We start from the raw sequence: 16972 nt of genomic DNA on the forward strand, positions 1-16972 counted from the left end.
CGGGGAACTTTTTTGGGGCTGGTGCATTCCTCGTCCAACAGAAGCTTTGTAACAAACAGGACAGGGCTCCCCGCCTAGAATGATAGAATATGACAGATAAAGATAACCTTCATACGAATGGCGCCACAGTATCGCGGCGCGTCCCGAAGGACATATTAGGACCCAATTGTGAAGTCGGATTGAAACTCAAGGCGTTATACGCCTCGATTCAAGATGAGACGATCCCGGACCGTTTCCTCGATCTTCTCGAAAAACTCGATCAGGCTGAACAGGAGAGTATGCGTGGACAGAGCACCCGGTCCGTCGGTTGATGGCAATGCCCCGCAGGGGGCGCAGTTCAAGCGCGAGATGCTGGCTTCGTTGCCAAGCTTGCGTGCGTTTGCCGTGTCGCTCATCGGGCAGCATGACAAGGCAGATGATCTGGTGCAGGACACGATCATGAAGGCCTGGGCCAAGCAGGAAACCTTCGAGATGGGCACCAATATGAAGGCCTGGCTCTTCACCATCCTGCGCAATGAATTCTATACCCAGATGCGCAAGCGCGGACGCGAAGTGCAGGATACGGATGGCGTATTCAGTGAACAGCTTGCCGTGCATCCTTCGCAATATGGCACGCTCGACCTTCAGGATTTCCGTGCGGCTCTGGAACAATTGCCAGACGATCAGCGCGAAGCGATCATTCTGATCGGCGCTTCAGGCTTTGCTTATGAAGAGGCGGCCGAGATTTGCGGTTGCGCCGTCGGCACGATCAAAAGCCGTGTCAGCCGCGCGCGGACCCGTCTTCAGGAAATCCTCAAGATCGAGGGTGAAGGCGATTACGGTCCGGATGCGGATTCCTCCCGCGTGACCTTGCGAAGCTTTGCCTGATTTATTTTGCCGCCGGGCTTCGTGATCCGGCGGTATAAAATGCGGTTTTAACAAAAGGTTAGAGCTGCAATCCCGACTCAAGGGACCAGATTTTTACAAAGGTGCACAGGTTTCTGTGCCGTTTTGATCTAAAAAGCGCGATGCCGCCGTCCGGCGACATTTATTTTCGCTCGCAATGATAGTTTTTTGCTCCAGCCACTTGAAGGTTAGCCGTCACTGATATTTGCTATCAGAGGTGGGTCATCAATTTGTATTGGGGCGCGTTTTGCCATCAGCCGTGTTGCAGAGATTGCTTCAGTCTTCGCCGAAACCGATCGCGGTTATCGTATCACTCGGACTCGTGCTGCTCTCGGCTGTGATGACGCTGTTTCTTTCATCGAGTGTTACGCATCAGGTTGTCGATATTTCACGCAATTATACCCTGCGCCAGCAGGTGGATAAGGTTGCCCGGCTTGCCAACAATATCGAGATGAGCCGTCGCGGCTATCTCCTGACATTGGATGAGGCGCATCTCGATCTCTATCGCAATTCGATTCTGTCCGTCGATCAGACATTGACCGATCTGGAAGCGCTGTCGGGCCCCAATCCGTTGCAGGATGCGCGGGTCAAGCAGATCCGCGCTCTGATCGAGCGGGAAGAGGCGGATGTTCGTGAGACGGTGGAATTGGCGTCGTCCGGCAATGTCGCTGCTGCTATGGAGCGGGTACGCAGCGATGAAGGCAAGGCCCTGATGGACCAATTGTCCACCACCGTGTCGGACTTCATCGATGTGGAAGAAAAGCAGCTTGCCGAGCGCAATGAGCGCATCAACCGGATGCGCTATTGGATGACGGCGACATCCATTGTGGCGCTGGCTTCGGCGGCAGTGCTGGGCTGGCTTCTTTTCAGCCGGGTGCAGCGTTATGCGCGCACCATGTTCGAAGGCCAGACGGCCCTTCGGTCTGAAAACGAGATTCTCGAACAGCGGGTGCGCGAACGCACAGCCGAACTGGAAGAAGAGCGCCGGATTGCGGAGCGCGAGCGTTATCGCGTCGAGCTTCTGCTTCAGGACACCAACCACCGTATCGGCAATTCTCTGGCGACCGTCTCGTCCCTGTTGGGCTTGCAGATGCGGCAGGCGCGCAGCGAAGATGCGCGGGCCGCATTGTCGGCAGCGCGCGACCGGGTGCAGACGGTTTCAACGGCTCATCGGCGTTTGCGGCTGGGCGAGGACATGGAAACCGCACGCGTCGACGAGTTTCTGACCACGGTTGTCAACGATATCCGCAACGCCATCGGTCAGGACCGCCAGATCGAGATCGTGACGAATTTTGCGCAGCTTGATCTGAAAGCCCGTGATGTGACGACCATCGGCATCATTGTCGGCGAACTGGTCACCAACGCCATCAAACATGCTTTCAAGGGGAGACCCGGTGGGCAGATTGCCGTCAGTTTCCAGGCGGATGCGGATGGCGTGCCGGTTCTGGCGGTGGAAGATGACGGTGTCGGCTGGGGTGCGGAGGGGACTGCGAAGCCTGGCGACAAGAACGGTCTCGGCACGCTGGTGGTCGAGCAGCTTTGCATGCAGTTCGGTGAAAAGCCGGTCTATGGCGAGGCAGAAGGTCGGCCCGGTTCACGTGTATCGGTGCGTCTTGCTTCACTGGTGGATAATGCCGACGCGGCTGCGCAGTAAAAAAGAACTCCTGTCGAAAACAGAAAAACACCGGAACAGGTTCCGGTGTTTTCGTTTTCATGGCTCTGTTATCAGGCCTTGGGTGGGCGCTTCTTCTTGTCTGAAAGCAGCGACACCAATGCGATACCTGCCAGCGGCAGGGCTGCTGCCAATATAGGTCGCTTCAGGATCGAAGGGATAGTCGCCAATGCGGCTGTCGCCATCATCGCCGACTTGTCTGCCTCGATCCGCTGCTTGCGCTTTTTGGCTTCGGCTGCGGCCTGAATTTTCAAGACCGCGAGGACAAGCAGCGCCAGAATCAACGAAATCGCGGCCAGAATCAGTGCGGCAAGCGGGCCGCCATAGGCCTGTGCCAGCGCCAGAAAGGCGGCGACACAGAGAAATGTGACCGTGATGATGCCGAGAATGGCAATCGCCACGCCGAAAATCGCTGCGCGTCGCGTCTGGCTGACGGCAAATTTCACTTCTTCGCCAGCCAGAGCGGTCAGAATGGGTGCCAAAGCTTTAAGCATGGGACGCCTCAGCGGCGGGAAAGAAGGGCGAGCAGATAGCCAATGCCGAGCGCGGTTGCGAGCGACGTGATCGGACGTTCGCGCACGGTTGCTGTCAATTGCGCTTCCAGATCCTGCGCCTTTCCGCAGAGTTCATCGACGACATCGCCGCCTTGCAGATAGGCGCTCTTATAGGTTTCCTTCGCGCTGCGCTTGGCATCACGGACGGTCTGGTTGCCAAGGTTGGCGAGTGTCGCGGCGATGGCTGCGATGTCTTCCTTCAACTGCTCGACTTGCGTCTGCAAGTCCTCGGTCGTCGAATCGGTCAACGCTTCCTCGATCTTTTCTTCGATCTTGCTCGTCTTCGCGGATGCACGCGCCATGTCTGGCCTCCTGTCATAACGGATTGTCGTTGTAACAACGCTTTTCGTCACCAATGGTTGCACGCAATAGCGGATCGCGGCAACGCTGCGCGCCACTTCTTATGCGTCATGGTAAACGGGCAAGTCTGCCACAGGCCTTGTTGAGAACAAGGTCCGTTCGCGTTCATCGCGGCCAGTCAGACAATATCAGACGAGAAACAGATAGGCCGCGCCAGCGATCATCAGGAAGGCGAGGCCGACATGGGCTGGTTTCAGCGCGCGCTGCGGAGCCGGCAGCGGATCATCATTGCCCGCCATGGCGGTTCTTGCCGCATGTTCGAGTGCCTGAATGTCTTTGTGCATCATGTGCATGCTCCTCCTGCCGGTCCATACGCCTCCTGGGGGAGATGAACGCTTCCGGCATGATCATCAGGTCTGATTTGCCCACATTATGCAACAGCTATTTATAAGGGGTTTGACAGGCCGCGCTTACCCAAAAGGTTGCAGAAAATGGCTGTCACAATAAAACATGACTTGCATCATCATATTATTGGGGGTTAAAAAGAGGCCAACAAGCAGCGCCACGGCCTGCGTGATGGGTCGTCCTTGGCGCCCGAGTTGAACAATCAAAAGGCGATCAAGATGACTGGTTTCTGTCGGAAGGGCTTCATGGCTGCGGCGATGGGCATTGTCTTGCTGGGCGTTGGTCCGGCATTGGCTCAAGAGGCGACGCAGCCCAATCCTTCAGCGGCTCCCGCAGCCGCTCAGCCGACCACCCAGCCAGCAGCGCCAGCAGCGTCTGCGCCATCCGCTCCGGCAGCACAGCCAGCGCCTGTAGAGCAACAGTCGCAGGCTCCTGCTTCAACTCCGGCCCCACAGGCCGAACCGCAGCCCGTCATCGCTGGTCAGCCAGCAGTAGAAGAAAGAGATGCCAGCCTGCCGCATGACCTGTCGCCATGGGGCATGTTCATGGCTGCCGACTGGATTGTGAAGGCGGTGATGATCGGTCTCGGTCTTGCCTCGCTCGCAACATGGACCATCTGGGTCGCCAAGTCGCTCGAACTGGCGGGTGCGCGCCGCCGCGCCAACAAGGCGCTGAAGACCATCGGTCATTCCGCAACGCTTTCCGATGCTGTCCGTGCACTTGATGGCGTCAAGGGCCCGGGCGCCATCATGGTGCGCGCTGCCGAAGATGAGGTTCGTCTCTCCAGCCCTGCGCTGGCACGCGCCGGGGGCGAGGGCCTCAAGGAGCGCGTTTCGTCGCGCCTGTCGCGTATCGAAGCCAAGGCTGGCCGTCGCCTCTCCAAGGGCACAGGCATTCTGGCCACCATCGGCTCCATCGGACCATTTGTCGGTCTGTTCGGCACCGTCTGGGGCATCATGAATTCGTTCATCAACATCAGTGAAGCGCAGACGACCAATCTGGCCGTTGTGGCTCCGGGTATTGCTGAAGCGCTGCTCGCCACCGCTATTGGCCTCGTCGCCGCTATTCCGGCGGTTGTGATCTACAACGTCTTTGCCCGTGCGATCACTGGCTATCGTTCGCTTCTGGCCGATGCATCGGCTGGTGTCGAACGTCTGGTCAGCCGTGATCTGGATTTCAGGGCAGCCGGCGTGCGTGAAGGCACGCTGCACGCAGCGGAGTAGGCGTCATGGCGAGTAAAATTCGCGAAGGCGGCGGTGACGATCTCGAGCTTAATCACGAGATCAACGTAACGCCCTTCATCGACGTCATGCTGGTTCTGCTGATCATCTTCATGGTGGCAGCGCCGCTTGCGACCGTGGATGTGAAGGTTGACCTGCCTGCGTCGACCGCTGCTGCTGCGCCACGTCCCGACAAGCCGCTTTATGTGACGTTGAAGGACGATCTGAGCATCAGCGTCGGCAATGATGTGGTTGCACGCGAGCGTCTCGGCCTCGCTTTGGACGGCCTGTCCGAGAAGAACAAGGAAACGCGTATTTTCCTGCGGGCCGACAAAGCTGTCCCTTATGAAGAACTGATGCGCATCATGAATTTGCTGCGAGAGGCGGGCTATCTGAAGATCGCGCTGGTCGGCCTTGAAACCGTCGGTGCATCGGCACCAGCGGCAGCCCCTGCGCAAGCGCCAACTCAGACGCCTGCCCCGGCAGGGGCTGCACCCGGAGCTACGCCCGGAGTTGCCCAATGAATGCTCTACCGCCCGATCATCCTCCCGTGAAGGTGGCTTCTGCCGACGCCCATCATCATTCCTTCTGGCATGATGCGGGACGCTGGATCGGCGCGGGCATTCTTGTCCTGACAGTGCATGCGGCTGGAGCCTACGCCATTCATCTGGCGCAGGAAGAAGATCAGCCGGATGGCGGGCAGGTCGCGGCCATGGTGGTCGAGCTTGCGCCGGAGCCTATGGCTCCGATGGAAGAGCAGGTTGCCGACGAGGCGCAGCCGGAAACGGCAGAAGCTCCGAAAGAAGTCGAGCCTGAACCCGTTGTTCAGCCGGAACCGCAGCCTGAAGAACCGACGCCGCCGGAGCCAGAACAGGTGACACCGCCGGAACCCGAGCCGCAACCAGAGCCAGAAGTTCAGGAGAAGCCGGAAGAGATCATTCCGGATGTGGTCGAGGCCGAAAAGCCGGAAGTGGCCGTGCCTATGCCGGTTGAAAAGCCGGAACCAAAGCCCGAGCCGAAACCGGAACCCAAGAAGGTCGAAAAGCCGAAAGTTGAAAAGCCAAAGCCGCAAAAGGTTGAGAAGCCGAAGCCCAAGAAGGCTGAAAAGGCTCAGGAAACCCGACAGGCGAGTGCACCGCGTATGGATGCCGACAATGGTTCCCGCGCTGCTGCAAACCGTCGTGGCGAAAACAACGCATCGGCTGGTGCCGCTTCGAACAAGTGGAAGTCGAAGGTGCAGGCCCATATGATCCGCAATGCCCGGTATGCTCAGCGTAAAATGCGCAATGCTAAGGGTCTTGTGACGGTAACGTTCACCATAGACCCTTCGGGTAACGTCTTGTCGACTCGTGTGATGGGTTCATCAGGTGACCCAGCTGTTGATCAACTCGCGCTGGAAACGGTACGCCGCGCTTCGCCTGTACCCGCTCCGCCGCCAGCGCTTGCCGAGGCACGTCAAACGGTCAGCGTGCCGCTGATGTTCAAGTAAAGCAGCAGTCAGATTATCGATAGTGAAAAGCCGGTCTGGTTCTGTCCAGACCGGCTTTTGTTTTGGCCTATTCCGACGATAGCGCCACGGCTGGAAGCAGGCGCGACGCCTTGCGAGCTGGCAGGAAGCCGAAGACCAACCCAGTGGCGAAGGCGCATGCGAACGCCAGCAGAACCGGACCAATGCTGTAACCGACCGAAAGACCTGCCCAACCGGCAATGGCAGCAGCGCCAAGGCCGATGACCACGCCGAAAGCGCCGCCAATGGCCGAAACGGTGAGCGCTTCCGTGATGAATTGCAGGAGGATATCGCGCCGCCGCGCGCCGGTCGCCATGCGCACGCCGATTTCGCGTGTGCGCTCTGTCACGCTGACCAGCATGATATTCATCACGCCAATGCCGCCGACCAGAAGCGAGATGGCGGCGACGGATCCTAAAAACAGCGTCATGGTGCTGCCCATGGCCGCCGCATCGTCACGCACCGACGACATGTTGGTGATCATCGTGTCGCGCTGCTTATGGCGCTGGTCGAGCAATTCCTGAATCTGTTCCTGCGTTGTGTTGATCAGATCCGAATCCTTCACCTGAACAGTGATGGTGCGCACATATTTCTGGCCGAACAGCCGCAGATTACCGGTCGAAAGCGGAACGACAACCACATCGTCCTGATCGGTGCCGCCGAAGCCCGCACCTTTCGGCTCCAGCGTGCCGATGACCTGAAACGGGATTTTCTGGATCAGAATATGTTGTCCGATCGGGTTGCTGCCATCCGGAAACAGTGTCTTGACCACCGTGGCCCCAAGAACGGCGACCGGCGCATAGGACGTCATATCGTTCTGGGTGATGAAATCGCCCGTCGCGAGCTTCCAGGACTTGGCCTCCGAGAAAGCCGGAACCGTGCCGTTGGCCTGTGACTGATAGTCGACATTGCCGCGTCTGAGCGTGACCGTGCCTGTCACTTCCGGCACAGCCGATTTGATGTTCGGCAGTTCGAGAATCGCGTCCGCATCGGCAGGCACAAGCGTTGCAATACTGCCCCCGCGAAAGCCCGGCATGGAGGGGCGCACGAGCACCAGATCGGTGCCCATGGCGTTGATGCGGTCGAGGATCGAGTTTTGCGCGCCGGTGCCGATGGCCAGCATCGTCACCACCGAACTGACACCGATAATGATGCCGAGAAGCGTCAGCACCGTGCGGAAAATATTGGCCCGCAAGGCACGCATGGCCATTTTCACGGCTTCCGAAATATCGGCAATGCGCGCCGCATGCCCGTCGCCCGCCTGTTGCAAACGCTGCGGAGCCTGCCGGTCCGGAATGTCGCGCTTGGTCGTATCGGAAAGGATTTCACCGTCCTTGATCTCGATCAGCCGGTCTGCGCGCTCCGCCACCTCGCGGGCATGGGTGATGACAATGATGGTATGGCCCTGCTGGTGCATGGAGCGCAGCAGTTCCATCACATCCTCGCCGCTCTGGCTGTCGAGCGCGCCTGTCGGCTCGTCCGCGAGAATGATGCGGCCGCCATTCATCAAGGCGCGCGCGATGGAAACACGCTGTTGCTGGCCACCTGATAGCTGGTTGGGGCGGTGGTCGATACGATCACCGAGCTTCAGCGAGTTCAACAATTCGGCAGCACGTTCGTGACGTTCGGCAGCGGGCATTCCGGCATAGATCGCCGGAACCTCGACATTTTCCTGCGCGGTTGATGTCGAGATCAGATTATAGCTCTGGAAGACGAAGCCGAATGTGCGGCGGCGCAATGCGGCAAGTGCGTCGGCATCGAGTGTCGAGACATCCTCGCCGTCGAGCAGATATCGCCCGCCTGTCGGGCTGTCGAGGCAGCCCAGAATATTCATGAGGGTGGATTTGCCTGAACCTGATGCACCCATGATGGCGAGGAATTCGCCGGCATGGATATCGAGGCTGATACCATGCAGAACCTCAACGGCGAGGTCGCCGTTGTGATAGGTCTTGCTGATGCCTTCAAGCCGGATGAGGGGCGCGTCTTGCATGGGCGCTGTCATCAGAAGAAGGACATGCCGCCGGGGCGACGACCGCCACGTGCGTTTGAACTTCCGGCAGGTCCGCCACTGGAAGCGCTGGTGACGACGACCTTGTCGCCTTCTTCCAAACCGCTTTTCACTTCGGCCTGCACACGGTTCCGCACGCCGATTTCAACTGTGCGCTCGGTGAGTGTGCCGCTGGCGTCGACAACCTTGACGATGACTTGTGGCTTTCCGCGGTACTGCCCGTCACGTGGGCGGTCGCCATTGCCTGGTCCCTTGCGCTGGCCCTGTGGGCGTTCGGCCTGCTGGCCTTCCAGGCTACCGGATGGATCGCGGCGCTTGAAGCTGAGAGCGGAGGTCGGAACGAGCAGCACATCCTTGGCCGAATCGATCACGAAATAGACCTGCGCGCTCATATTGATCATGAGTTCGCCGGTCGGATTCGGCACATCGAACAGCGCATAATAAAGCACGACATTGTTTTCCGTCGCTGGTGTCGGCTTGATCTGGCGCAGGGTGCCTGCGAACCGCTTGTCCGGCTGGCCGAGCAGGGTGAAATAGACCTCCATGCCGGGCTTGAGCTTGGAAATATCGGCTTCGGAAACCTGCGCTTCAACTGTCATGACCTTGAGGTCGGCGACCGTCACGACGGTCGGCGCCGTCTGCGATGCATTCAGCGTTTCGCCTTCCTTGGCGGACTGGTCGACAACCGTGCCCTCCATGGGGCTGTTAATCTTGGTATAGCCGAGATCAACCGTGTCGCTGGCCAATTGCGATTGCTGCTGGCGAATCTGTGCGCCAAGCGCTTTCACATCGGCATCCGCTATGGAAAGGTCTGCTTCGGCCTGATCGACCGTCGATTGGGACACGCCTTGCGTGGCAAGCAGGGATTTTTGCCGCGCCGCATTCAGCTTCTTCAGCGTGAGCTGCGCTTCCTTGCTGAGAAGCTGGGCTTTCAGATTGTCGAGCTGCGCGCTGGCGATTTCGACTTTCTTCTCAAAGGGAGAGGGATCGATTTCGGCGATGAACTGGCCTTCCTTGACCTGATCGCCGATTTCCACCTTCACGGCCTTGAGCTGGCCCGAGACCTGTGCGCCGACATTGATGCTGCGCAGGGCGCTGAGTGTGCCAACGGCGGTAATCGCATTTTCGATGTCACCACGCGTAACGGTTTCAGCGAGATAGCTGCCTTTTTCGTTCACGGCGGCCCGCGCATCATAGAAATACCAGCCAGCACCCACAGCAATGGCCGCGGCAGGCAGCCACAACCACCAGCGGCGACGCCTGACGGAAGTGCGCTTTTGCGGCGATGCAGCCTTCTGGTCAGAACCGGATGAAGCGGAAGATGTGCGCAACGAAAACCCCCTGAATTCCTGAGTCCCCACTCACGCGGGAAAGCTCTTATTTGTCCCTGAAAACACCATTGAGGGATGAAAGCCGCTGCGCCTGATCGCTGGTGCGCGCGAATGTTTATCCCAACAAATTGGTGCTTTGCGGTATCTAAACTTTCGCACTCAAGATTTCACCTTAAATATTTGTCATGCAACCAGCCATTGTCGGCGTTGCGCGCGCTGGCGGACGGGAAGGGGCAAGCGTTGGGCGCAGGTGCTTGTAGACAAGGATAGGCGCTCATTTAGTTATTTTCTTATGCAACCTGTAGTTATAATTTACCTTGAGTTGAATAAGGTTTTGCTGCTTCTATCTATTTAGCTTTTATTAAATTATTTTATGTTGATATGGTGTAGACGGCGATATCATGAGTAATTACGATAATAAAATCGAACGCATTTCTTCTGGCGAACAGTTGAGTGCGCGTGCATGAAGCACGTTCATTCGTAATGTATATACAACTAAGTTTATCTGCTCTTGGACGGGAGGGCATATGGACTGTGGGGGCACAGTTAGAACGATTAATCTCCCCTTATTGAAAAGAAAAATACGGCTTCCTGATAGTTTAAAATCGACTGTTCTTTTTTCCCGCAATAAAGCGGGAACTGCGGCAGTTGAGTTTGCGATATTGGCACCGGTTTTTCTGTTGCTGCTGATGGGCGTCATCGCCTTCGGCATCTATCTGGGGGCGGCAAATGCGGTGCAGCAACTTGCTGCGGACGCAACACGCACGGCGCTTGCGGGGATTGACGCGACGGAGCGGCAAACGCTGGCTGCGACTTATATCCAGAAAAACGCGGCCAAATATTCGCTGATCAATCCAGCGCAGATACAGACCACGATTGACAATGCGGCGTCGGATCCGAGCCAGTTTACGGTCACGATCAGCTATAACGCGGCCAATCTGCCGATCTGGAATTTGATGACCGGATTGCCGCTACCCGGCAAGACGATCACGCGTGCTTCGACAATCCGGCTCGGGGGAACATGATATGTGGGCGGGGGCCTTACGTTTTCTTCAGGCGCGCAACGGCAATCTGGCCACCATGGCAGCCCTTGTCACGCCGATATTTCTGGCAATTGCCGCTCTCACCATCGATTCAAGCTCGCTCTATCTGGAGCGACGACAATTGCAGAACATGGCCGATCTCGCCGCGATCAGTGGTGCAAGCGCGATTGGAACTGCCAGCGACGCCGTCAAAAAGCAATTGCTGGCCAATGGGCTCACTCCCGTCATGATGACGGGGACGTATGCCCCCTCTGTGGTCAAGGGCAAGACGGATAATCTCACACGTGTCTGGGTGGAGACCGGCAACTACACCGCCGATAAATCGGTGGCTGTGGGGTCGCGTTTCGTGGCGGGCGGCACAAGCCCTGATGCTGTGCGGGTGACGCTCGCAAAGCCCGGCAATCTCTATTTCGGTCAGGCGCTGATGGATCGCCCTGCAGTTGGTGCGAGTGGTATGGCTGCCTCCCATGCGGAAGCGGCTTTTTCCATCGGTTCACGACTGGCCAGTCTGAACACGGATCAGAGCGTACTCAATGGGCTGCTGGGCGGCTTGCTGGGCACTTCTCTCAATCTCAAGCTGGTGGATTATAACGCGCTAGCCGCCACCGATATCAATCTGCTTGGCTTTCTCGACAAGCTTGCTCCGCAGGTCGGCTTGACCGCCGGAACATATGATCAGTTGTTGAATACAAACGTCTCGGTGGGCGTGCTGGCAAAGGTGATGGCCGATGTCGTGACCAACAATGCGACGGCCAAGGCGGCACTTAATCTTTTGGGAAAAGACGCGGCGGCGCTTGCCACCAAATTGCCGGTAGGAAAACTGTTGGGGCTTGGTTCTCTGGCGAACGCCAGCATCGGGTCAGCGGGCAATTACAACATAACAGCCAATGTGTTGCAGATGATTACTGCCGCAGCCATGCTCGGCGGAAAGCATCAAATCTCTTTGGGTAGTGGTGTGAGCGTTTTGGGGTTAACCAAAATCACTGTTAGCCTCACGATCGGAGAGCCTGCACAGCAGACACCGTTTTTCAGAGTTGGTGCTGCCGGCTCCTTCGTGCGGACAGCTCAAATCAGGCTGCAGCTCAACATAACTATAGGCACCGGCTCGGGTGCTCTCCTAGGGGTTGAATTACTCAATCTGAACTTGCCGTTAGCAATTGATATTGCTTCGGCTGAGGGCGAGTTGAAAAGTGTAAGCTGTCCCTCAGGTCCCAAAAGCGCGAAAGTGGTTGTTGCTGCAACGCCAGGTTTGGCCGGTGTTTACCTTGGGGATGTTGGTAGCTCTTTTACTGATTTCAATCAAAGACCGTCAGTGCAGCAGGCAAGTATTGCCTCTGTGAGGGTTGTTGTGCTGGGTATTCCCGTAATAAACGGAATCGATCTCAATGCTAAGGCGGCGATCAGTTTAGGAAATAAGAAGACAACGTTGTTGACTTTTAATTATAGCGACATCGAAAATAAAAAGACGCAAACCGCATATTCCCAAGAGGTGGTGTCATCGCTTTCAGCTTCTCTTTTGAAGAATATCCAGATTGATCTGTCTATACTTGGGATCATCAAACTGTCTCTGGGAGAAGTGCTCGGCCTCGTTGGCGCGATTTTGACCCCGGTCGCACCTGCCGTTGACAACTTGATCTTCGGTCTACTCGATCTCCTCGGTGTCAAGTTGGGTGAAGCTGATGTGCAGGTTACCGGCGTGATCTGCCAACAGGCGGCGCTGACGCAGTAAACTCCAGACAAAAAAGCCGGGCGAAATGCCCGGCTTTTTCAATCGTCGTTCTCACTCGATCAGGCTGTGCCGGTCGAGCCGAAGCCGCCAGCGCCGCGTGCGGTCTCGGTCACTTCGGCGCGTTCCTCGATTTTCGGCTGCACCACCGGCGCAAAGACCGCCTGTGCGATGCGCATGCCGCGTTCGATGCGGAAATCGTCGTCACCCAGATTGACCAGCAGCACCTTCACTTCGCCGCGATAATCGGAATCGATGGTTCCCGGCGTGTTGAGGCAGGTGATGCCATTTTTGAAGGCGAGGCCGGAGCGCGGGCGAATCTGCACCTCATAGCCTTCCGGGATTTCGAAAATCAGGCCGGTTGGCACCAGCGTCCGCCGTCCGGGCAACAGCACGATCTGCCGGTCTTCGGCAACGGCCGCGCGCAGGTCCATGCCTGCGGAACCGGAGGTTTCATAGGCGGGGAGATCAAGGCCATTCGCATGTTCGAGGCGAATGATGCCGAGCGTTGGTGCTTGAGCGGATGCTGCGGTCATGAGGGAGCCTTTCCTGCGGGGATTCAAATTGGCGACGCTCATACGTGAAAACAGATCAAAGGTGTACCGCCTATTTGGCGTTTTGCAATGATAGTACGGCACAGGATCATGTTTTTATCGGATGGAGTGTTCCCCGTCAGTGCATGATGAGGCCGCCATCCACAGCATATTGGCTGCCCGTGACATAGGATGCATCGTCGGAAAGCAGAAACAGAGCCACCGCCGCTGCCTCGTTGGCGGTGCCAGCGCGACCGAGCGGCACCTGATCCAGCACGAAACGCTCGAAACCGTTGCGGGCTTCCTTGGGCAGAAAATGCCGGAAGTTGGTTTCGATGGGGCCGGGCACCAGAACATTGACCCGTATGCCACGCGGGGCCAGCGCCGAAGCCCAGGATCGCGCCATGGCGACAACGGCGCCCTTGGTGGCCGCATAAAGGCTTGTCGCCGCAGCGCCTTCATATGTGGAACTGGAGGAGGTCAGAACCACCGAACAACCCGGATTGAGAAGATCGGACAGGCTGGCAAGCTGGAGAACCGGCCCGCGCACATTGGCGGCCATCATGTCATCGAAGGCGGCTGCCGTGATCTGTTCCGGCGCGCCGATGGTTGCGAAGGCAGCATTCAGCCACAGGCCGTCCAGTCCGCCCTTCGAACGAATAGCCGCAGCCAGCGCTTCTGCCGAGGCCGGATCGGCAGCGTCGTTCTTCAACACCTGCGCCTTGTCGCCCAGTTCCTGCGCAACCGATGCGAGGCGTTCGTCGTTCAGTCCCGTGATGACGGTCGTGCCACCCTCAGCAATGATGCGGCGAGCGCCGGCCAGCCCCATGCCGCTCGTTCCGCCGGTGATGAGTACCCGCTTTCCGTCAAATCTTTTCACGAGGTTTCCTTCCGTCAATGCGCCATCAACGAGAATGCGCACTTTTGCCATGTAGGCATGCCGTTGTGAGAAGCAACGGTTTTAGCGCATATCGAGCGGAACGGCGGTGGTTTCCTTGATCTCCTCCATCACGAAGGAAGCCGAAACATCCGACAGCGGAACGCTGGCGATCAACTGCTGGTAAAGCCGGTCATAGGCTTTCACGTCGGCAACGCGCGCCTTCAGCACATAATCCAGATCGCCCGTCATGCGATAGACGCCGACGATTTCCGGAAACCGCGCCGTGGCATTGCGGAATTTCGACAGCCATTGCGGATCGTGACTGGATGTGCGCACCAGAATGAAAACGGACAGGCCGCAGCCCACCATCTCGGCATCCACCAGCGCGACGCGCGCCTTGATGATGCCCTCTTCCTCCATGCGCTTCACCCGTCGCCAGCAGGCGTTGCGCGAAAGGTTCACGCGTTCCGATAGAGAATCAACAGACAACGTGCCGTCAATCTGCAGTTCTCCCAATATTTTGCGATCAATTTCGTCAAGTGAAGCTATCATGGTGGGATGATTGTCCCAATTCTATACTAATTTCAAGGATATTTTGAGATTTCATCTTCCGCATTCTTGCTAAAATGATTTTCCAGAAGGGCGCTTTGGCGCCAGACAAAAGAGAAAGAATTTCTCAATCAAACGGGAGCATTTGCAATGACCACGCGTATTACCCGCATTTTCACCGAACATCCCTCATCGGTCGATGAGACCTATTTCGAGCATATGGCCTTTGCATCGCGGTTTTCATTCAAGCTGTTTGGAGCGGCATTTGCTGCTTTGATCCATGCATTTTTGCCATTTTTGTTCGAAAAGACTGCGAGCACCATTGTCCGTCAGCTTTACGAGCGGACGCATAACAGAGGTCGCTGAGTTACGCGGTTTCCGCTTTCGGGCGACACGTTTGTATCGGATCGCACATGTGCCGTTGGGCAGCCTATCTCGGACCTGAGACCTATCTGGAAGACATTATTTCGTCTCCCTGTCATTCGCTCGTGGCGCAGAGCCACGACGCGCATGAAGCCAAAACACGCACAAATGGCGACGGTTTTGGCGTTGCCTGGTATGGGCATCGCACCGAGCCGGGCCTTTATCGGGATATTCTGCCCGCATGGTCCGATCAGAATCTGGGTAGCTTGGCGCGACAAATCCGGTCGCGCCTTTTTCTTGCGCATGTGCGCGCCTCGACAGGCGGGCTGACCAGCCGTTCTAACTGTCACCCCTTCGTTTCGGGGCGCTGGAGCTTCATGCATAACGGGCAGATCGGTAGTTTCGACCGATTGCGCCGCAGGCTTGAAGCGCATTTGAGCGATCACGTCTATGCGCAGAAGCACGGCGCAACCGATTCCGAACTGATCTTTCTGCTGATGCTGGAATTCGGCCTCGACGGTGATCCGGTTCAGGCGATGAAGCGCATGGTCGCCACGATTGTGGACGAAGCCGGGAAGGCCGATGTGCCGCCATTTCTGCGGTTGACCGCTGCCTTCTCAGACGGCAACCAGCTTTACGCGATCCGCTATGCCACTGATGCTTTTGCGCCGACGCTTTATACCGCGACGCTTGGCGCATCGTCCGGCATTTGTGTGGTGTCGGAGCCGCTGGATGGCGAAGCCGCCAACTGGATGGCTGTACCGGCAAACAGTTTTGTCACTGTCTCCCGGCAGGGCCGCATCGCCATTGATGGCTTTGAGGGGACCATGGCGCTCGCACAGGACATAAAAGCCTAGGCGTTGCCAATCAGAATACCCGCTGCCAGAACCAATGCGCCGCCCAGCACGACTTGCAGGACCGAGCGGAAGAATGGCGTTTCCATGAAGCGGTTCTGGATGAAGGCGATGGCCCAGAGTTCGAAGAACACGATAACGACTGCCAGAGACGTAGCGGTCCAGAAATCCGTGATCAGATAGGGCAGAGCGTGGCCGAGGCCGCCGAGTGCCGTCATGATGCCGCAGGACAGGCCGCGTTTGATCGGCGATCCGCGACCCGACAGCTTGCCGTCATCGTGAATGGCTTCCGTGAAACCCATCGAGATGCCCGCGCCAACCGAGGCTGACAGGCCGACGAGAAATGTCTGCCAGGTATCCTGCGTGGCAAAGGCGGCAGCGAAGATCGGCGCAAGGGTCGAGACCGAACCGTCCATCAGGCCTGCAAGGCCGGGCTGGACATAGGTGAGGATGAACTGCTTGCGCTCAAGCGCGCGTTCCTCGTCCTGCACGTTTTCGGGTGTCAGTTCATGTTCCAGCGATTCGGCCTTCACCTCGTGCTGTTTTTCCTGAAGCGCCAGATCGCCCAAAAGCTTGCGCGTGCCCGCATCGGTGACGCGCTTCGCCGCTTCCACATAGAAGCGGTAGGCCTGATCTTCCATTTCAGACGCCGCGTCGCGCACCTTGTCGATGCCCAGCGGACGTACCAGCCAGTCGGGCTTGCGGTCGTAATAGCCGCTGACATGCTCGCGGCGAATGAGCGGAATATGGTCGCCGAACCGCGCCCGGTGCCGCTCGATCAGCGCATCGCGGTGCCCGTGCTCTTCTTCCGCCATCTGTTCGAAAATCTTGGCCGATTGCGGGAACTCTTCGCGCAGGCCATCGGCGTAAGCAAGATAGATGCGCGCATCATCCTCTTCAGACGAGATGGCAAGCGCCAGTATTTCCTGTTCGGAAAGCGAATCGAACGGGCGGCGACCGTTGCGGAAAAATCGACTCAGCATAATCATATCCATCAGTTTAGAATTATTCTAAATTTATAATCAGCATGCTGAAAGTCAAGTCTTGCGATGCAGTGCTGTTTGGCGCATTACATTTCGGCTCCGGTAAAACGGGGTTTTGTAAAGCAATGACATGACGGAAAAGCCAGAAAAGAACAGGAT

At 57.5% G+C, this 16972-nt stretch carries 19 protein-coding genes; 10 read left to right on the forward strand and 9 right to left on the reverse strand.

The genetic code is table 11. The features are described from left to right. The first annotated feature begins 89 nt into the window (after nucleotides 1-89). From FGI60_RS24280 to FGI60_RS24290, 3 genes are all read left to right on the forward strand, one after another. On the forward strand, nucleotides 90-311 hold the full coding sequence (locus FGI60_RS24280) for a NepR family anti-sigma factor (protein WP_078339457.1): 222 nt from the start codon (nucleotides 90-92) through the stop codon (nucleotides 309-311). Next, on the forward strand, nucleotides 283-867 hold the full coding sequence (locus FGI60_RS24285) for an RNA polymerase sigma factor (RefSeq protein ID WP_138787334.1): 585 nt from the start codon (nucleotides 283-285) through the stop codon (nucleotides 865-867). Before FGI60_RS24280 ends, FGI60_RS24285 begins: the two co-directional genes overlap by 29 nt. A gap of 265 nt (nucleotides 868-1132) precedes the next feature. Further along, nucleotides 1133-2539, forward strand: coding sequence for a sensor histidine kinase (locus FGI60_RS24290; RefSeq protein WP_138787335.1), 1407 nt, complete (start codon nucleotides 1133-1135; stop codon nucleotides 2537-2539). Between the two features lie 71 nt (nucleotides 2540-2610). On the opposite strand, the gene FGI60_RS24295 is transcribed toward FGI60_RS24290, so the two are convergent. From FGI60_RS24295 to FGI60_RS26375, 3 genes are all read right to left on the reverse strand, one after another. Further along, a complete protein-coding gene (locus tag FGI60_RS24295) occupies nucleotides 2611-3051 on the reverse strand; it encodes a hypothetical protein (RefSeq protein ID WP_138787336.1) in 441 nt (146 codons plus the stop codon). A gap of 8 nt (nucleotides 3052-3059) precedes the next feature. After that, entirely contained in the window at nucleotides 3060-3413 is a 354-nt protein-coding gene (locus tag FGI60_RS24300; protein WP_078339454.1) for a DUF883 family protein, read from the reverse strand. A gap of 186 nt (nucleotides 3414-3599) precedes the next feature. Beyond that, complete coding sequence (locus FGI60_RS26375) at nucleotides 3600-3758, reverse strand: hypothetical protein (protein ID WP_167836095.1); 159 nt, start codon at nucleotides 3756-3758, stop codon at nucleotides 3600-3602. Nucleotides 3759-3998: 240 nt separating this feature from the next. Between FGI60_RS26375 and exbB the strand changes: the two genes are divergently transcribed. The 3 genes from exbB to FGI60_RS24315 are packed head-to-tail and all read left to right on the forward strand — an operon-like array spanning nucleotide 3999 to nucleotide 6525. Continuing rightward, nucleotides 3999-5039 (forward strand): tonB-system energizer ExbB, encoded by a 1041-nt coding sequence (exbB, locus tag FGI60_RS24305; protein ID WP_138787337.1) that lies wholly within the window; start codon nucleotides 3999-4001, stop codon nucleotides 5037-5039. Between the two features lie 5 nt (nucleotides 5040-5044). After that, nucleotides 5045-5560, forward strand: coding sequence for a TonB system transport protein ExbD (exbD, locus tag FGI60_RS24310; RefSeq protein WP_138787338.1), 516 nt, complete (start codon nucleotides 5045-5047; stop codon nucleotides 5558-5560). Then, nucleotides 5557-6525, forward strand: a complete 969-nt coding sequence (locus FGI60_RS24315; RefSeq protein WP_138787339.1) for an energy transducer TonB family protein — start codon at nucleotides 5557-5559, stop codon at nucleotides 6523-6525. The genes exbD and FGI60_RS24315 overlap by 4 nt, the downstream gene beginning before the upstream one ends. A gap of 67 nt (nucleotides 6526-6592) precedes the next feature. Here the strand turns inward: FGI60_RS24315 and FGI60_RS24320 are convergent, their stop codons facing one another. Beyond that, complete coding sequence (locus tag FGI60_RS24320) at nucleotides 6593-8533, reverse strand: MacB family efflux pump subunit (protein ID WP_138787340.1); 1941 nt, start codon at nucleotides 8531-8533, stop codon at nucleotides 6593-6595. A gap of 11 nt (nucleotides 8534-8544) precedes the next feature. After that, entirely contained in the window at nucleotides 8545-9882 is a 1338-nt protein-coding gene (locus FGI60_RS24325) for an efflux RND transporter periplasmic adaptor subunit (RefSeq protein WP_138787341.1), read from the reverse strand. A gap of 581 nt (nucleotides 9883-10463) precedes the next feature. Here FGI60_RS24325 and FGI60_RS24330 point away from each other — a divergent pair. Both FGI60_RS24330 and FGI60_RS24335 read left to right on the forward strand, forming a co-directional pair. Continuing rightward, on the forward strand, nucleotides 10464-10907 hold the full coding sequence (locus FGI60_RS24330) for a TadE/TadG family type IV pilus assembly protein (RefSeq protein WP_235889925.1): 444 nt from the start codon (nucleotides 10464-10466) through the stop codon (nucleotides 10905-10907). Between the two features lies 1 nt (nucleotide 10908). After that, on the forward strand, nucleotides 10909-12654 hold the full coding sequence (locus FGI60_RS24335; RefSeq protein ID WP_138787343.1) for a pilus assembly protein TadG-related protein: 1746 nt from the start codon (nucleotides 10909-10911) through the stop codon (nucleotides 12652-12654). A 59-nt stretch (nucleotides 12655-12713) separates the two neighbouring features. Here the strand turns inward: FGI60_RS24335 and dut are convergent, their stop codons facing one another. The 3 genes from dut to FGI60_RS24350 form a co-directional block, all read right to left on the reverse strand. Further along, complete coding sequence (dut, locus tag FGI60_RS24340) at nucleotides 12714-13187, reverse strand: dUTP diphosphatase (protein WP_078339446.1); 474 nt, start codon at nucleotides 13185-13187, stop codon at nucleotides 12714-12716. A gap of 136 nt (nucleotides 13188-13323) precedes the next feature. Then, nucleotides 13324-14115: an SDR family oxidoreductase gene (locus FGI60_RS24345; protein WP_235889924.1), complete on the reverse strand. Its 792-nt coding sequence runs from the start codon at nucleotides 14113-14115 to the stop codon at nucleotides 13324-13326. 30 nt (nucleotides 14116-14145) lie between these two features. Further along, nucleotides 14146-14616, reverse strand: a complete 471-nt coding sequence (locus FGI60_RS24350; RefSeq protein ID WP_138787344.1) for an Lrp/AsnC family transcriptional regulator — start codon at nucleotides 14614-14616, stop codon at nucleotides 14146-14148. Between the two features lie 147 nt (nucleotides 14617-14763). On the opposite strand from FGI60_RS24350, the gene FGI60_RS24355 reads away from it, so the two are divergent. Both FGI60_RS24355 and FGI60_RS24360 read left to right on the forward strand, forming a co-directional pair. Then, nucleotides 14764-14979, forward strand: coding sequence for a DUF6356 family protein (locus tag FGI60_RS24355; RefSeq protein WP_138787345.1), 216 nt, complete (start codon nucleotides 14764-14766; stop codon nucleotides 14977-14979). 47 nt (nucleotides 14980-15026) lie between these two features. Next, nucleotides 15027-15833: a class II glutamine amidotransferase gene (locus tag FGI60_RS24360; protein WP_138787346.1), complete on the forward strand. Its 807-nt coding sequence runs from the start codon at nucleotides 15027-15029 to the stop codon at nucleotides 15831-15833. On the opposite strand, the gene mbfA is transcribed toward FGI60_RS24360, so the two are convergent. Continuing rightward, nucleotides 15830-16813 (reverse strand): iron exporter MbfA, encoded by a 984-nt coding sequence (gene mbfA / locus FGI60_RS24365; RefSeq protein WP_138787347.1) that lies wholly within the window; start codon nucleotides 16811-16813, stop codon nucleotides 15830-15832. The genes FGI60_RS24360 and mbfA overlap by 4 nt on opposite strands. Nucleotides 16814-16972: the final 159 nt, after the last annotated feature.

The organism is Brucella haematophila (assembly GCF_005938105.1).
GTDB classification, from domain to species: domain Bacteria; phylum Pseudomonadota; class Alphaproteobacteria; order Rhizobiales; family Rhizobiaceae; genus Brucella; species Brucella haematophila.

Bases quoted from the DNA above. Each gene is read 5' to 3' on its own strand.
- FGI60_RS24280 (WP_078339457.1), top strand. From the start codon at position 90: ATGACAGATAAAGATAACCTTCATACGAATGGCGCCACAGTATCGCGG.
- FGI60_RS24295 (WP_138787336.1), bottom strand. From the start codon at position 3,051: ATGCTTAAAGCTTTGGCACCCATTCTGACCGCTCTGGCTGGCGAAGAA.
- FGI60_RS24300 (WP_078339454.1), bottom strand. From the start codon at position 3,413: ATGGCGCGTGCATCCGCGAAGACGAGCAAGATCGAAGAAAAGATCGAG.
- FGI60_RS26375 (WP_167836095.1), bottom strand. From the start codon at position 3,758: ATGATGCACAAAGACATTCAGGCACTCGAACATGCGGCAAGAACCGCC.
- exbD (WP_138787338.1), top strand. From the start codon at position 5,045: ATGGCGAGTAAAATTCGCGAAGGCGGCGGTGACGATCTCGAGCTTAAT.
- FGI60_RS24315 (WP_138787339.1), top strand. From the start codon at position 5,557: ATGAATGCTCTACCGCCCGATCATCCTCCCGTGAAGGTGGCTTCTGCC.
- FGI60_RS24320 (WP_138787340.1), bottom strand. From the start codon at position 8,533: ATGCAAGACGCGCCCCTCATCCGGCTTGAAGGCATCAGCAAGACCTAT.
- FGI60_RS24335 (WP_138787343.1), top strand. From the start codon at position 10,909: ATGTGGGCGGGGGCCTTACGTTTTCTTCAGGCGCGCAACGGCAATCTG.
- dut (WP_078339446.1), bottom strand. From the start codon at position 13,187: ATGACCGCAGCATCCGCTCAAGCACCAACGCTCGGCATCATTCGCCTC.
- FGI60_RS24345 (WP_235889924.1), bottom strand. From the start codon at position 14,115: ATGGCAAAAGTGCGCATTCTCGTTGATGGCGCATTGACGGAAGGAAAC.
- FGI60_RS24350 (WP_138787344.1), bottom strand. From the start codon at position 14,616: ATGATAGCTTCACTTGACGAAATTGATCGCAAAATATTGGGAGAACTG.
- FGI60_RS24355 (WP_138787345.1), top strand. From the start codon at position 14,764: ATGACCACGCGTATTACCCGCATTTTCACCGAACATCCCTCATCGGTC.
- FGI60_RS24360 (WP_138787346.1), top strand. From the start codon at position 15,027: ATGTGCCGTTGGGCAGCCTATCTCGGACCTGAGACCTATCTGGAAGAC.
- mbfA (WP_138787347.1), bottom strand. From the start codon at position 16,813: ATGCTGAGTCGATTTTTCCGCAACGGTCGCCGCCCGTTCGATTCGCTT.